Annotated in this window: 11 protein-coding genes; 9 read left to right on the forward strand and 2 right to left on the reverse strand. The window is 41.8% G+C overall.

Going from position 1 to position 14,919, the window contains the following annotated elements; genetic code table 11:
- Positions 1-42 precede the first annotated feature (42 nt).
- The 6 genes from LQ226_RS10515 to LQ226_RS10540 all read left to right on the forward strand — a co-directional run bounded on the left by LQ226_RS10515 (position 43) and on the right by LQ226_RS10540 (position 5,065).
- Positions 43-636 (forward strand): chromate transporter, encoded by a 594-nt coding sequence (locus LQ226_RS10515; protein ID WP_231417853.1) that lies wholly within the window; start codon positions 43-45, stop codon positions 634-636.
- Positions 633-1,163: a chromate transporter gene (locus tag LQ226_RS10520; RefSeq protein ID WP_231417854.1), complete on the forward strand. Its 531-nt coding sequence runs from the start codon at positions 633-635 to the stop codon at positions 1,161-1,163. The genes LQ226_RS10515 and LQ226_RS10520 overlap by 4 nt, the downstream gene beginning before the upstream one ends.
- A gap of 288 nt (positions 1,164-1,451) precedes the next feature.
- The gene (locus tag LQ226_RS10525; RefSeq protein ID WP_231417855.1) at positions 1,452-1,649 is read left to right on the forward strand and encodes a hypothetical protein; all 198 of its coding nucleotides are present in this window, start codon (positions 1,452-1,454) and stop codon (positions 1,647-1,649) included.
- 377 nt (positions 1,650-2,026) lie between these two features.
- A complete protein-coding gene (locus LQ226_RS10530; protein ID WP_231417856.1) occupies positions 2,027-2,431 on the forward strand; it encodes a hypothetical protein in 405 nt (134 codons plus the stop codon).
- Positions 2,432-2,558: 127 nt separating this feature from the next.
- On the forward strand, positions 2,559-3,245 hold the full coding sequence (locus LQ226_RS10535; RefSeq protein WP_231417857.1) for a hypothetical protein: 687 nt from the start codon (positions 2,559-2,561) through the stop codon (positions 3,243-3,245).
- Positions 3,245-5,065, forward strand: coding sequence for an NPCBM/NEW2 domain-containing protein (locus tag LQ226_RS10540; protein WP_231417858.1), 1,821 nt, complete (start codon positions 3,245-3,247; stop codon positions 5,063-5,065). The genes LQ226_RS10535 and LQ226_RS10540 overlap by 1 nt, the downstream gene beginning before the upstream one ends.
- A 53-nt stretch (positions 5,066-5,118) precedes the next feature.
- Here the strand turns inward: LQ226_RS10540 and LQ226_RS10545 are convergent, their stop codons facing one another.
- Entirely contained in the window at positions 5,119-7,575 is a 2,457-nt protein-coding gene (locus tag LQ226_RS10545; protein WP_231417859.1) for a protein kinase domain-containing protein, read from the reverse strand.
- Positions 7,576-7,878: 303 nt separating this feature from the next.
- On the opposite strand from LQ226_RS10545, the gene LQ226_RS10550 reads away from it, so the two are divergent.
- Positions 7,879-8,592: an FHA domain-containing protein gene (locus tag LQ226_RS10550; protein WP_231417860.1), complete on the forward strand. Its 714-nt coding sequence runs from the start codon at positions 7,879-7,881 to the stop codon at positions 8,590-8,592.
- Complete coding sequence (locus tag LQ226_RS10555; RefSeq protein WP_231417861.1) at positions 8,546-9,466, forward strand: PP2C family protein-serine/threonine phosphatase; 921 nt, start codon at positions 8,546-8,548, stop codon at positions 9,464-9,466. Before LQ226_RS10550 ends, LQ226_RS10555 begins: the two co-directional genes overlap by 47 nt.
- A gap of 75 nt (positions 9,467-9,541) precedes the next feature.
- On the opposite strand, the gene LQ226_RS21150 is transcribed toward LQ226_RS10555, so the two are convergent.
- Positions 9,542-10,045 (reverse strand): zinc ribbon domain-containing protein, encoded by a 504-nt coding sequence (locus LQ226_RS21150; RefSeq protein WP_231417862.1) that lies wholly within the window; start codon positions 10,043-10,045, stop codon positions 9,542-9,544.
- A 262-nt stretch (positions 10,046-10,307) separates the two neighbouring features.
- On the opposite strand from LQ226_RS21150, the gene essC reads away from it, so the two are divergent.
- Complete coding sequence (essC, locus tag LQ226_RS10565; RefSeq protein ID WP_231417863.1) at positions 10,308-14,918, forward strand: type VII secretion protein EssC; 4,611 nt, start codon at positions 10,308-10,310, stop codon at positions 14,916-14,918.
- Position 14,919 lies beyond the last annotated feature (1 nt).

Raw genomic sequence — 14,919 nt, forward strand, 5'->3', positions numbered from 1 at the left:
TTTTCATTTTCTGCTTAAAAAATGAATTTAAAGGATTAAAGTATGAGAAAGGACAGGGTCGGTGTGAAAGCATTACATATCTTTCTAGCTTTTTTCAGAGTTGGCATACTTGGTTATGGAGGAGGACCTGCCTCCATTCCATTAGTTCACAAAGAAGTGGTTGAGAAGTATAAGTGGATGAACGATGATGAGTTCTCTGATGTATTAGCTCTAGCGAACACGTTACCTGGGCCGATTGCGACGAAGATGGCTGGCTATATTGGATACCGGGTTCAGGGGTTATTTGGTGTGTTGAATGCAGTGTTGGCTACGATCGTGCCAACCATTATCCTCATGATTGTGTTATTGACCTCACTTGCATCTTTAAAAGATCAACCTTGGGTACAAGGAATGACTCAAGCGGTTGTGCCTGTCGTTGGTGTCATGCTAGGAGTATTAACATGGCAATTTGTGAAGAAATCCAAAGATGGATTAGGGTGGACACCGACAATCCTCCTGGCTCTTGTAACAGGAGTGTTCATGGAAGTCCTTAATGTTCATCCTGGCATTATTATTGCTATTTTACTTATGGCAGCTTTCCTAAAGAAAGACAAAACCTCTTCAAAATCTAAGCAACAGGAAGGGGTATCCTCATGATCCTATGGAAAATCTTTTTAGCCTTTTTTATACCAGGTATATTAGGTTACGGTGGTGGGCCTGCTTCCATTCCGCTAGTGGAAAACGAGGTCGTGAAGCGGTATGGGTGGTTAACGGTAAATGAATTTAGTGAGGTCTTGGCTATGGGAAATGCCCTGCCTGGTCCTATTGCAACAAAGATGGCTGGCTATATTGGGTTCCAAGAAGCAGGAGTAGCAGGGGCTACTGTAGGAATTTTTGCAACTGTGGCCCCTTCTTTGATTTTAATGATTGCTCTCTTAAGTATTCTATATAAATACAAAGATTCTCCAAAGGTCAAGAGAATGACGATGTACATTCGCCCGACGATTGCCGTTTTGCTAGGTTTAATAGCCTTTCGATTTTTCCTGAGTTCTTACGAAGGAGGAGGTGTCTGGAACACTGCATTTTTAGTGATTGTCAGTTTTCTCTTGTTAGAAAGGTGGAAAGTCCATCCTGCGTTTGTTATTGCAGGGGCACTCGGGTATGGGGCGCTGTTTATGGCATGACTTTTTGGGATGAGGTGTTGTGTGGGATGGGGGGACAGGTTCCTCGGCCCGCGGGACTATGAACCTGACCCCTTGTCCCGTTTTTAGGGAGCACAGAAACGATTGTGCTTCCTTTTTTTGTAGTGGATTTTTTCCAGTTTGAATAAAGCGCGAGGACCGTCATCTCGCTTTCTCGGTTTTCATACAGGAGTGGCTGTGATATGCTTTTGGTGGTTTCCCTTTATTTGTTAATTAGTAAAGGGTCTTTTAAGTGGAATATGATAAAGAACGGGGAGAGGAGGAACGCGGATGTTAGGAAAAGGGAAGAGCACGGCAGGGAAAGTGCTTGCTTATGTAGGATTGTGGGTTTTTGCAGCTGGATTTGTATTTAGTGAGTTTGTAGGGCTCGAAGGTACGCCAGCATTGCTACAGACGTTATCGATCCCGGTATTGATTTTAGGAATGGTGATGGTGGTATCCTCTAATTTCTTTAGAATAAGGCATTGAAATGAACAGATTAGATTTTCCTATTCAACTAAAGAGTATTTGACTTCAGTGAAAGCACAGGGGCGGAGCCCGTGCTTCTTTTTTTGTTTAAAGGAAGCGCTTGAACAGTCTCTGCTCTTTTTATTTCAAAAGAACTATTTCGGTGGGATGGGGGAGAATGTACCTGTCCCTCATGTCCGGTTATTATAATTTTTAATTAAATTTACAATAAACAGAACTAAATATCCATTATTTCCTTATTTTAATAGGTTTTAATCCCTCGATCTAAACTATTAAAAATTTAATTGAAAAGGACTTAAAGACTATTATATAATGTCTATTATGTGAGAAATTTACTGTACTTCTACTATTATACTTATTGAAAGGAGGAGAAGACCATGAATCAGTTTAATGAAGTACGAAAAGCCTTAAATGGTTGGTTCTCAAGCATTCCTTGGATGAATGCCATTATGCCCTATTCTTTATATATTGCATTTGGAGCGCTTGGGGTTGATTTTATTGATCGGTTTACGAACGTTGTCTTCCATGAATATTTTTTGATTTTAAATGTCTTGGATACAATTGCTTATTGGGGGATTTTTGTAGGAGCCCTATTGTTACTTGTTAGCCCTCATGTGAAATATGTACCCTATCTGTTCTTTGGGAAGATGTTGGTTATCTTGTTTCCGTTTAGTAACTTTTATATCACTACGCTTATATCAGCCGCTGTGTACGCCTACCTGGGTTACCTATCCTTTACATTCTCAGCACTAGAAACTGATGAAGTCACCCAAGCATCTTAGATGAGGTGACTTTTTTATGGGCTTTTATCGTTTTACCAAGCTTAAATAAAAGAAGGATTAGAACCACTTCTATATCCTACGCCTTTTTAATAGCTATATTTTACATTTACATAATTGGAGGATTTCGATGCGTAGAATAATCATACTATTTTCCTTTGTTCTGCTCTTCTTAACAGGGTGTGGAACACTAGAAGTTGAATTAGAGAAAGACGGGTCAGGGACAGCCATTTTCACTATGCCCCTAGATGAAGTGTCTTATAGCGAAGAAGCGCTCATGGAAGAGATTCAATCAGGTGTTGAGCAAGCCAACGAAAGAGCAGGTGAAAACGTATTAGAATCGAAGGGGATGAAGACAAAAGACGACAAGATGATCGCCAAATTTGAGTTCGATCATATAAGTGCTTTACACCCGGATTCATTACTCGTTTCGTTCTCTGATATGGCGAGATACAACCCTTATCAAATGGAACGTTTGTCACCAGTTGATGAAGAAGAAGAATTTGATCACGAGGCAGAAGCTATTCAAGATCTACCTGTGTATTATTTCACGGAGCTTAACCCTTCTGTAGAAACCACCTTAGAGCTTCCGGGTGAAGTGAAGTACGTCTCACACGGCGTTTCTCTTGTGGAGGGTGAGAAAGATAAAGTGACCTTACAGAACAGCAGTGGTTATATTGTATATGAACCCTCTTCCTTTTCTCTCATTGGTATACTTATCATCTTACTCGTTGTTGCTGGTGCAGGTGGATGGTTCTTCATGACTAGAAAGAGAGAGAAGCAACAAAGTGTTTGGGAAGGGAGAGACGTATCCTAATGAAACAAAAAATAATTCTAGCCTTATCCCTTTCTTCATCTTTGACCCTCGCAGCGTGTTCATCTGATCAGGCTTACGGGAAGCTAATGAGTCAAGCAGATCAGGCGATGGCCAACTCTGAAGTTGATCAAGCAATCGAAGCCTATAAGGAAGTACTAGAGATGGATAGTGAGGATTTAGCATACGGGGAAAGTCGTCACATCATCGTTGAGGATCTCTTACAAGATGCAACACAATTTCAAGCAGAAATGGAAGAGCTGCAGACTTCAACAGATGAGGTCAAGGAGCGTGTGAATAATGTAGAGTTCTCGCCTGACCACTTCCCTGAACTTTCATACGCCTATGATCAATTATCAGAAGCTCTCTATCAGGTAGATAACTATCCTAATACAAAAATGTATAAAGACCTCTCTGACCTGAAAGAATCATTTACCGAACAAATGAGTTCAAAGGTTGCGAAGCCGCTCCTGAAACAGACGAAGGAAGAGATCGACTTATTTGCATTTGACCAAGCCCGGGAATCTGTGAAAGAACTACGCGCAATAAACAGCCAATTCCCAGGGTTAGTAGCGGAGGAGAAATTAGAGGAGTATACGACTGCTATCGATAGTAAAGTGGAGCGCTTCATCGAGTTTCCTTCCAGGTACACAGAACGCAATGTGGTTCTGTTTGAATCAGAAGAGATGGGGAAGATCACTTTCTTAGGTGAAGGGATGAAAGATGGCGATCTAACAGCTATCTATAAATTCGAAGGTGGAAGTCGGTATATTGCTCATAATATAGACCTTGAATCAAGGTGGATCTTTGATAATGGGGATTATGTCCAGCGATCTGGATTAGATGTCATTCAGTATCCGGATTATGTGATTGGCTTCCAGGCCATTACGAACGACAGAGGAAAGGACCTCCATCGCTATGATTATCAAATGAAGCTTGATGCAGATGATGGAAACGATATCTATTTCACCAAGGAAGATGAATATACAACAGCGGAGCTTGGTGAGGATAAAGGAACAAATGTCACTAAAGCCTTGTTTAAAATGGAATCCAAGTACTTTAACATGAACTATCAACTTAGTGACGATGAAAAAGATATTGAAGTAAACGAGATGAAAGTAAAACCAAACAAAGTTACGATCAAAGGGAAGGTCACCCCGCATAAGGATGTCGACATAAACGAAGGTTTATACGTTTTCGTGCCATCGACTGATGAATCGGGAAGCGCCTATATAAACGAGAAATATTTTAGTGGAATTTCAAAAGAATTCTCCCTAGAATTTCCCTTAGAGGAAACCCTTAAAGAAGGGACATCCTACGTCCAGTTGCATCTATTTGGTACAATCGCGAACATTAGTTTAGAAGATGGCAAGGAACTGTCATCTGGTGAACAACCTTTATCTGAACAAATCACGTATAGGATATCTGACTATTATTATATGGATCGATATGACCGTTTCTTTACAGATGTTTCTGGGAATGTCTATTCCAATGCCATTACAGCACAGACGTCTGATCCTGATTTCGGAAATGATGAATCGCCGCATTTCTTATATAGGTTGAGTCAGAAATATAGTGAATTTAGTATGACTCTAGGGGTTGACCAAACGGAGACAGGTGGAGCCGAAGCTGTGAGTGAGGTTACGATATTGGCTGATGGGGACGTGCTTAAGAAAATGACTTTGACGAGTGGTCAAGAGTCTGTTCCTGTGAAGCTAAATGTAGACCATGTAAATGAACTTGAATTCAAGATCGATCAGGAAAAAGGAGAAGAGGGGTACCAGCGACTTATATTAGGTGATGGGACCCTGACATTACAATAAAGATGAGAAGTCCATTCCTTAAGCAAGAGGGAATGGACTTCTTTTATGGGAAATTATATTTCAGTGTCCTTGGATTCAAATGAATAAACTTTAGGGGCGAGCGGATGATAGGAATCCATCTTGTCCATTTCTTTAATGAGCCATTTTGATTGTTCTTTATCATAACGATAAATAATAGAATAATGGTCTTCAGTTAAGGTTGGCTCTTCTGTTTCATCTTCTTTGCTAATCACTTCATTATTCATAATGGATGCTTTAGCCATCACTTCATACTCGTCTTGCCCATTTTGGTATAAGTCAAAGCTATTTAAGTCATAAGACGTTTTAATGAGCTGCCCCTTCCAGGTCTGATTCTCATCCTTATAGGTTTCTAGTCGTTCCTTGTGTGTCAGGAATACATCTTGGCTACTATGTTTCAACTGGCTTGCATCGTTTGAAGTATAGCTCTTCACAACACTAGATGCATACTCATTTGTCACCTTCATCAACTCATGCTTTAATTCATCCGTTAAAGGAACAATGGGCAGGTCAATTATAGACTGTCCTTTAACTGTCACTTCATCACTCTTTACAGTTCCCCAAGGTAACGTGACCTCCGTATGAACTTTCTGAGAGCCGTTCCCTTGTACGGGGCCAAATTGTTGAGAATCCTTTACGAGTAAACGAGTGTCCTCATCGTTAATAAACACTTTGGCTTCTTCGTAATTAGAGTTCAATTCAATGAAATAGCCACTGAGGTTGAAGTTTGCCATCATTTTCTCTTCAGATGTGTTGAAAAGTTCAATCGTTTGTTGATCTTGAAGTGTTGCATACTCTGACGTCCACTCTGCTTCAACTGAATAAAGACCTGGCATGAATGGGCCGAAATCTTGTGAATAATTCTCAGAAGGTGTGTTGGCAACTTCTTTGTCATTCAACAGAATCTTCGTGTTGGCCAGATTAGCATGAACGGTAATATACTTCGGGCTCACTTGTAGTTTGAAAGTATCAATCACTACATATTTCTTGTCCCCTTTTACAAACGTGAAAGGAAGGTCCTTCCGAGGCTCTTTAGAGCTCGCTTTAGCGGCATTAGAAAGGGAGATCTGTTGATCTGTGAGATCTTCTAATCCTGAAATAAGATCATCCATATATGTAGGGTCGTGCTCTAAATAATCGAGGAAAACATTGATTTCTTGATCTCTAATCTTCAGGCGCTGGTCTTCGGACACAAGGAGGTCCTTAAGGGTTTCTTTATCTTCCTCAATAATAGCTTGTTCAAACTGCTCGATAGTAGCATCCTTGTTATATTTAGCTGCTGTGTATGTATACGTACCAAAGAGGACGGCGCCTACAAGAAGAACAGATGCCGTAATGAGGCTCCATTTCTTGGTTTGTTTCTTGAAGCGGGTCCATTTCTCTTGCCTTACGCGTTTCTTGTGCTCCTTGGCTAGACGTTTCGCCTCTTTCTTAGCAGATAATTCTCCTGTTGAGCGCAATTTGGATAAGTCATCCTTAACATCTTTTGCATGTTGGTATCGTTCCCTCATATCTGGTTTGACCAATAGTTGAACGATCTTACTTAATTCTTCTGGGACGTCTTTATTTAAGATATGCAATGGTTCTTGTGAAGAATACATATACTTTCCACCAGAGAGAAGGTAGTAGATCATAGCCCCTAATGAATAAAGGTCAGTGCGGTGATCGGTCTGAATGTTTTCAAATTGTTCAGGGGAGGCGAATCCATAAGTCCCCATTTGAACCGTATCCGCTTGCTTCCCGTCCTTATATTTACGAGCAATCCCAAAGTCGATTAGCTGGACATTATCGTTCTCATCAATCATGACATTAGAAGGCTTTAAATCTCTGTAAATGATGGGTGTTGGTTTGTGGCTGTGAAGGTAGTCTAATAGCTTGCATATTTGAATTCCGTACTTAATGACTTGATGGTAGGGCAATGAGAATCGTTCTTCAAACTTTTCCCCTAGCGTCTCTCCTTTTATGTAATCCATAACCAGGTAGGTTCTCCCGTCCTGGTCGGGTGGGTAATAGTCAATGATGTTAGGAAGGTTCGCATGTTCAAGGTCGACTAGCATTTTGGCCTCATCTACGAACTCTTGATAGTCCTCTTTCCTCATTAACGTTTCTTTGACCGCCCATTGTTTCCCGTCTAACTTTTGGTCCTCGGTCAGGTATACGGTTCCCATACCACCTTTACCAAGAATCGATAGAATCTTATACCGATCGAAGAGGATCTCCCCTTTGTCATGGCTTAGGTGATTGTGAGGGATGGGTGTATCGCTCTCTTCGCTAATGGCTTGACTATCTAGAAGCTCCGTTGAATCGGTATGTTCTTCATCCTCAAGCAGAATGGTAGGGTCCAAGGTGCCTTGATCTTCCTTGGATAATAAGGTGGTCTCATCATTTGATGAAGGACTTTCGTTTAGTAATGTTGTTTCTTCAAGTGGGGGGCAATGGTTGCATTCACCCTCATATAAGGGGTGACCGCACGTCTTGCAGCTTTTTTCCATAGAATCCTCTCCTGTTTGTTATTCCAAACGTATATTATATCACTTCAATTCATTGAATTTAATGTATGAAATGTATCTTTATCCAGTAAATTCATTTTATATAAGTATAGAATCCTATATACTATTCAAGGGTTTCAGTTAGACGAACCTATTACCTGCAAAAGGGGGAAGACGTTTTGAGTAAGAATTCAACAAGGTTTGCCATCATGCTAGCCTTCATTTCACTAGCGCTCATCGCAGTGGGCATAGCAGAGCTTACCGACCTAATCTAACGTTCGTATATTTGTATAAAGGAGACCATACATGAAGAATTCAATTTCAAGAAACACGAGGGGAAATAAGATCGTCTTCCTTTTAATGGGGGTTATTGGGCTGATTGGTATTGGATACTACTATTTTACTTCTGATCATCGTTCAGGCAGTCTTTATCTCTCTTTAGGTTTCTCTTTATTGTTAGTTGACCTTATTTATATTGGTTTTACATTATCGAAGCCTAATGAAGTGAACGAGCAATTAGACCATAATTATAGAGAGGAAGAGAACAAGAAGTACATAGCAGAAATAAGTGAGCCACTTGAATCCATATCCCGAAATGAAGAGGTGTATAGTGAGCCAGGGGAAAGTTCGGTCCGGCCTGCTTCTCCTCATGACGATCACCAACCGAAAGAAGATGCAACCATCTTGCTTGGAGGGGAAGAGCCTGAGAGAAACAAACCCCTTTCTATTCGATTTGTGAATGGTGAAATAGTCAAAGTGAACCAAGAGCGATTCCGGATTGGTCGGGATCCTGATGCTGTATCATACGTAGTAGAAGCGGTTGGCGTCTCCCGGATACATATGGAACTGATTCAGCTAAACGACGGGGGATATGGAATTCAAGATGTCCATTCGAGTAACGGAACAATCGTAAACGGCACCAAGATTGAGCCCCATCACATTTATAAAGTGAACGATCAGGATCACATCATGATTGGACGAGCAGCATTTTACATACAGTTGGGTGAAGATGTTGGATAATTTGGCATGGGAGATCGGATATGCCTCGAAAACAGGCCCCAAAAAAGTGAATGAAGACCGCTGCATGATCTTATATAAAAAGATTCGTGATCAAGGGCACATCATTCTCGCCCTTGTCGCAGACGGTATGGGCGGTCATGAATTAGGAGATCGTGCAAGTGAGATTGTTCTACGCCATGTGGAGAATTGGTGGGATACGAGTTCTGTAGTAAAGCCTGGCTCTTCTGTTGACTTTTCCAAAGTCTCCTACGAATTAGAAAGACTCTTTAAAGAAATCAACAACCATTTGAACATGATTCGCTATCATGAAGGCTTTAAGCTAGGCACAACGCTGTCTTTAGTGTTTATTCATCATCACAAGTACATCGTAAAGCATGTGGGAGATAGTCGTGTTTACCACATGACAGACGATGAGCGTCCTATAAGAAAGAAGCGAGCGGAAGCGAGGGTAGAAGGCCCGGGTTTCACATTGAACCAACTCACTGAAGACGATTCTTGGGTGTCTTATCAAATCAGGCAAGGAAACGTCAAAAGAGAAGAGGCGCTCCATCACCCGAAGCGCCATATTCTAATGCAGTGCTTGGGGATAGATGAAGAAGTGGAAGTTCATGAAACAAGGGGAGAATTCAAAGAGGGAGAGATGTTTGTGTTATGCAGTGATGGATTTTATTCATTGTATCCTCCGTCACAATTTCCATCATTACTCTTGTCACAATCCGGGACGCTTAAAGAATTTGTACCTAGTCTTGTGGAGGACGCAGCGAGGTCAGAACAGGCAACAGACAATCTAACACTCGTCATGTTAAAGAGTCCTAAGACGAAGCAACCTAAGAAAAGCAGATGGAAACAGAAAGTCATGAACTTCTTTTCCTAGGAGGTGCGGGTTCTCCTCTTAGGTGAATCGTAAAAAACAAACCGGCACACGCGATAAGCGGTGACCGGTTTATTTTTACGTTTCAATCATATGACCGCATTCTCCGCAGAACTTCGCATCCTTCTCGACGATCTCATCACAGTTTGGACAAGTGTCCGGTGCTTCTGTTGCTTTACCTTCTGACAGAAGGACGGTTTCTTCAAGGGTGTCGACATCATGGTTTTCGATTTCTTCAAATTCATGGCCGCACGAAGGGCAGAACTTCGCTTCAAGGCTAACGTCACTCCCGCACGAGCATTTCTTAACATTACTCATAGCCAGAAGAGCCGATTTCAATTCTTCTTGGTCGTTATGTAGTTCGTTAATTTGTTCGATATAGACAATATTTCGTTCGCTAGATACATCTGTTTCTCCATTCTGATGGGCTACATATACATTCTCTCCGATCGTCGTATAGAGCTTCTTGATCTCTTTTTCTTTCTGGGCAATTTGAGCTTTAAGCTTATTAATCTCAACCGCACTTTTAGCTTTAGAGCCTGCTTCTGATACACCTTGTTTCAATTTATTAAATAAACTCACTGATACAACTCCTTATACTAAAAAATTTAACAATCTTTTTTAAAAGTTAGCACTATTATTATACTAATACTATAAATTAGGTGCAAAGAGGCGTTGATAAGTATTATTTTTACATGTAAACCCTTACACGAATGTGGGTGATTGAAAAAATCCTAAATTATATATAAAAATAATAATATTCCATTCAATGAAATGATTGGATGTAGTATAATCTTCATGGTACGAAAGGGCGTTTGATAGAAAACAGAATAGGAGGAAGGAAATGCAATTATCCTTACTTAAAGGAAATGACCTATTCTCACTTGTATTGCCTGATAAGCCCAAAGGTCAATACTGGATGAGGCATAGAAATGAGAACGGATATGAGGAGAATGTCATATCTGTGGAAGGCGTGGGAGGACAATGGATTGTTAAGTCCAATACGAAAGCCTATATCCTCGATGAATCCAACCAAAAAGTAAAAGAAAGAATCATTACCTCTTCACAGGTCTACAAAGTTTATCTACCAAACATAGATGAAACCGTCTTGTTATATTGTGAACCGGTTACAGAAGATCGAAGAGCCTTTACAAAGTTTAAGCTCCCCTCTAACGGACAGCTCATAATAGGGCGCGCTGCGGATTGTGGCATTCAATTCTCCAATCCCTACGTTTCTTCTAAACATATGAGGCTTGTTATACATAATCAACAAATCACTCTCTATAACTTAAGTCAATCCAATGGCACCTATGTAAATGGGCGTAAAGTAGAACAGAAAGAACTCGCACCAGGGGACATGCTGTATGTCATTGGGTTAAAGATCATTGTCGGAAATGGCTTTATGGCCATCAACAATCCAGATGGAGCGGTGACGATCCAGGATCAACAACTACAACATTTTCAAAAACCATCGATCGTTGAGACAGAAGAGGAAATAGAAGATCATGATGCATCGGTTCTTAAGACATTCTATCGTTCTCCGAGGTTTAAACGGGAGGTAGAGAAGAAAGAGTGGAAGATAGATCCCCCACCTTCCAAGGAGAACATTGAAGAAACCCCGTTAATTCTCATGCTAGGCCCGTCGCTGACTATGGGGATGGCTTCCTTATTTACAGGAGCCTTTGCCGTTTATTACGCGATGAATAGTGGTGGGGATATGATGTTTGCCATCCCTACGCTCTTGATGTCCTTAAGTATGTTGCTTGGCACCGTGTTGTTCCCGGTTCTCACAAGAAGAAATGATCGGTTGAAGAAAGAAGATAGAGAACAACTGCGGCAAGAGAAATACAAAGACTATCTCAATCACATACGCTCAAGTATTGCGGATGAGACGGCGTATCAGCAGGAGATCATGCTTGAGAACGCCGTGGATGTAGAGGAGAGTACAGAGCGAATTCGGAACTTAGCGAGTAACCTGTGGGAGAGGACGAAAGAGCAGAACGACTTCCTGAAGATGCGTTTAGGTCTTGGAGACGTACCATTAGCGCTCGATCTGAACTACCAGAAGAAGAAGTTCACACTAGAGGACGATAACCTAGAAGAAGCCTTATACAGTCTAGCGGAAGAACCGAAGAGACTGAAAGAAGTTCCGATTACCATGTCGCTTATAGAAGACAGAGCGAGCGGGATGATCGGCGAACGTCAGGACGTTATCAATCTGGCTAAGAGCATGATCCTGCAACTGACAAGTTTACATAGTTACGAAGAAGTAAGGCTCGTATTTTTATACGATAAGAAGGAACAAGAGCAGTGGGGGTTTGCGAAATGGCTTCCTCATGTATGGGCTAAGGACGAAGGGATTCGCTTCCTCGCAACAGATGCAAACGAAGTGAAAGAGATTTCTGCTTATATGGAGAAAGAATTAGCAAAGCGTGAGGCGATGACAAACGATGATGAACGACATGGAGTGACGCCTCATTACGTGGTCTTTGCTATTGATAAGCAGTTAGCTTCTAAGGCAGAGTTCATTAAAACGATTCTCATGCAGAGGAAGAACTACGGCTTTAGTGTCGTTCATTTGTATGACGAGCTGATCCGTTTGCCGAAAGAGTGTACGCTTGTTGTTGATCTAGAAGACAAAGAAGCTAAGGTGTATGACAAGAACGAAAGTACGGGGGCATATGTCACCTTCAACCCTGAATATTACCAAAAAGGCGATGAGCAAGAGCTAGCTATGCAATTAAGCAACATTCAGCTCGACTCTTCAACATCGGATTACCAATTCCCGTCTATGCTGACATTCCTTGAAATGTTTGAGGTCGGCAAGATTGAACATTTAAATGCATTAACCCGTTGGAAGGAAAACGATCCAACGATCACACTCGAGGCACCAGTGGGCGTCGATACAAATGGAGAACTCTTTCATTTAGACTTACACGAGAAATTCCACGGCCCTCATGGACTTGTTGCAGGAATGACCGGTTCAGGTAAAAGTGAGTTCATTATGGCGTATATCATGTCCCTTGCTGTCAATTACCATCCGGATGAAGTCGCTTTTATCTTGATTGATTACAAAGGGGGCGGAATGGCTCATACCTTTAGTGAACTTCCGCACGTAGCAGGTGTCATCACGAACTTAGACGGACCGGCGGTGAAGCGTTCGTTGATCTCGATCCAAAGTGAGTTAAAGCGAAGGCAAGCTATCTTCAACGAAGCAAGTGATCGTGTAGGTGAAAGTAATATTGATATCTACAAGTATCAAAAACTATACCGAGAAGGAAAAGTGACGGAGCCCGTTCAACACCTCTTCATCATTTCCGATGAGTTCGCTGAACTGAAAACGCAAGAGCCAGAATTTATGGAACAATTAATTAGTGCTGCGCGTATTGGTCGAAGCTTAGGCGTTCACCTCATTCTGGCTACGCAGAAGCCTTCAGGCGTCGTGGATGATCAGATCTGGAGTAACAGTCGCTTCCGGGTCTCCCTTAAAGTCCAGGAGAAAGCGGACAGTATGGACGTCATCAAACGACCGGATGCAGCAGAGCTGACGACAACGGGACGCTTTTACTTACAGGTTGGCTTCAACGAACTGTTTGAAATGGGTCAATCCGCATGGGGTGGGGCACCATATTTCCCTTCAGAACGAAGCGAAACAGAGAAGGATGAAAGCATCACCGTCATAGACAACTTAGGCCGAGAAATGAAGTCTGTGAAATTAGATAAGCGACAAGGACTGAACATAAACCCGCCGAAGCAAATCGATGAAATTACGAAGTATTTATCTACAATTGCAGCAGAAGAAGAGATTCGCGTAAGGCAAATCTGGCTTGATCCAATCCCTGCTCTTATTTATGTCGATGAGATCTCAGGAAAATACAATCTACCAAAACCGGTGAAGGGACATATTCAACCAATCATTGGGGAAGTGGATCATCCGGCGAACCAAGAGCAACTGCCTATGACCTTCCCATTAACTCGTGAAGGAAATGCCATTATTTACGGTTCAGGCGGAAGCGGGAAGACGACTTTCTTAACCACACTTATCTATCAAATGATAGAGAATCATTCACCAAATGAAGTGAACATGTACATACTCGATTACGGAGCAGAGACGCTCAAATCATTTGAGAAAGCCCCTCACGTGGGTGATGTCTTGTTGTCTGGTGAAGAAGAGAAGACGCATAACCTGATTAAGATGCTCTATGATGAAATCGATCGTAGGAAGAAGCGATTCGCGGATTATGGTGGCGATTACCATTCTTATGTGAAAGCAACTAAAGAAGAATTCCCAGTCATCACCGTCTTCATTCATAATTACGCAGGGTTTGCTGAAACGTATGAAGCTCAAGAAGAAGCGATCGCCTACTTAACACGGGAAGGTACGAAATACGGCATCTACTTCATCCTGACTGCTTCGAATACCGGTGCTGTTCGCTTCCGTTTATTACAGAACTTCAAGCAACTCTTTGTCTTGCAGCTAAATGATGAGGCCGATTACTCAGGCGTCCTCGGAAACGTAAATGGGGTCTATCCTACAAAGCATAAAGGACGTGGGATCTTTAAATCGGAGCACGTATATGAATTCCAAGTGGCTCACGTGTTCAAAGATGAGGAGAATACGTTGCAGAACATAAGAAAGTATTGTGATAAGGTCGCTCGAAAGTGGAGCGGAACTAAAGCGAGACGCGTTCCGATTTTACCAGATGAGGTCACAGCTTCCTATCTAGCAGAAGCGGGGCATCAAGCCCGGGGCAGGATCCTTCCGGTCGGAATTGAGAAGCAAAGTTTACAGGCTGGTTATGGTGACTTCGACCGCTACATCAATCTCGTAACCGGTCAAAGTGTGGAGGATGCTAAGTTCATGCAAGGGCTCACACAAGTTATCGCTTCAAAGGGTGATGGTGAAGTACTTGTGATGGATCCGGATCATGTATATGAAAACGGCGCTAGAGAGATCTACCGATATATGCATTCTAGTGAAGAATTGGAATCTGTTGTTGTAGAACTCTTTAACATGTTGGTTTCAAGAAACAATACGTACAAAGACGCTCTAGCCCAAGGGGAACAACCTCCAAGTTTTGATCAAGTGACCTGTATGATTCATTCCCTATCTTCTTTAATAGAGAAGTTATCTGAAGATGCGAAAGATAAACTCCAAGTCTTACTGGAAAAAGGGGAGAAGGAATACAATGTATCCTTCATCATCTGTGACTCGATTGAGAAGATTAACGCACTATCCTTTGAGCCTTGGTTCAAGTCGAAAGTGTCTTTGAGTGATGGCCTTTGGATGGGGAACGGAATTGCTGATCAATTTAAGTTGAAAATCAAGACTTCCAATCAAAGTTACCAAGAGCTTGAAGATGGATTTGGTTACATCGTCCACAAAGGGAAGCTCACTCTAGTGAAGCTTGTATCTTCTGAAACAAGCGAAGCAGAAACATTCTTGGGGGTGTAAG

The sequence above is a fragment of the Pontibacillus sp. HN14 genome (assembly GCF_021129245.1).
In the GTDB taxonomy this organism is placed as follows: Bacteria; Bacillota; Bacilli; order Bacillales; family BH030062; genus Pontibacillus.

What these genes read in the sequence shown, in the direction of transcription:
- LQ226_RS10515 (WP_231417853.1), top strand. Translation starts at nt 43, where the DNA reads ATGAGAAAGGACAGGGTCGGTGTGAAAGCATTACATATCTTTCTAGCT.
- LQ226_RS10520 (WP_231417854.1), top strand. Translation starts at nt 633, where the DNA reads ATGATCCTATGGAAAATCTTTTTAGCCTTTTTTATACCAGGTATATTA.
- LQ226_RS10525 (WP_231417855.1), top strand. Translation starts at nt 1,452, where the DNA reads ATGTTAGGAAAAGGGAAGAGCACGGCAGGGAAAGTGCTTGCTTATGTA.
- LQ226_RS10530 (WP_231417856.1), top strand. Translation starts at nt 2,027, where the DNA reads ATGAATCAGTTTAATGAAGTACGAAAAGCCTTAAATGGTTGGTTCTCA.
- LQ226_RS10535 (WP_231417857.1), top strand. Translation starts at nt 2,559, where the DNA reads ATGCGTAGAATAATCATACTATTTTCCTTTGTTCTGCTCTTCTTAACA.
- LQ226_RS10540 (WP_231417858.1), top strand. Translation starts at nt 3,245, where the DNA reads ATGAAACAAAAAATAATTCTAGCCTTATCCCTTTCTTCATCTTTGACC.
- LQ226_RS10545 (WP_231417859.1), bottom strand. Translation starts at nt 7,575, where the DNA reads ATGGAAAAAAGCTGCAAGACGTGCGGTCACCCCTTATATGAGGGTGAA.
- LQ226_RS10550 (WP_231417860.1), top strand. Translation starts at nt 7,879, where the DNA reads ATGAAGAATTCAATTTCAAGAAACACGAGGGGAAATAAGATCGTCTTC.
- essC (WP_231417863.1), top strand. Translation starts at nt 10,308, where the DNA reads ATGCAATTATCCTTACTTAAAGGAAATGACCTATTCTCACTTGTATTG.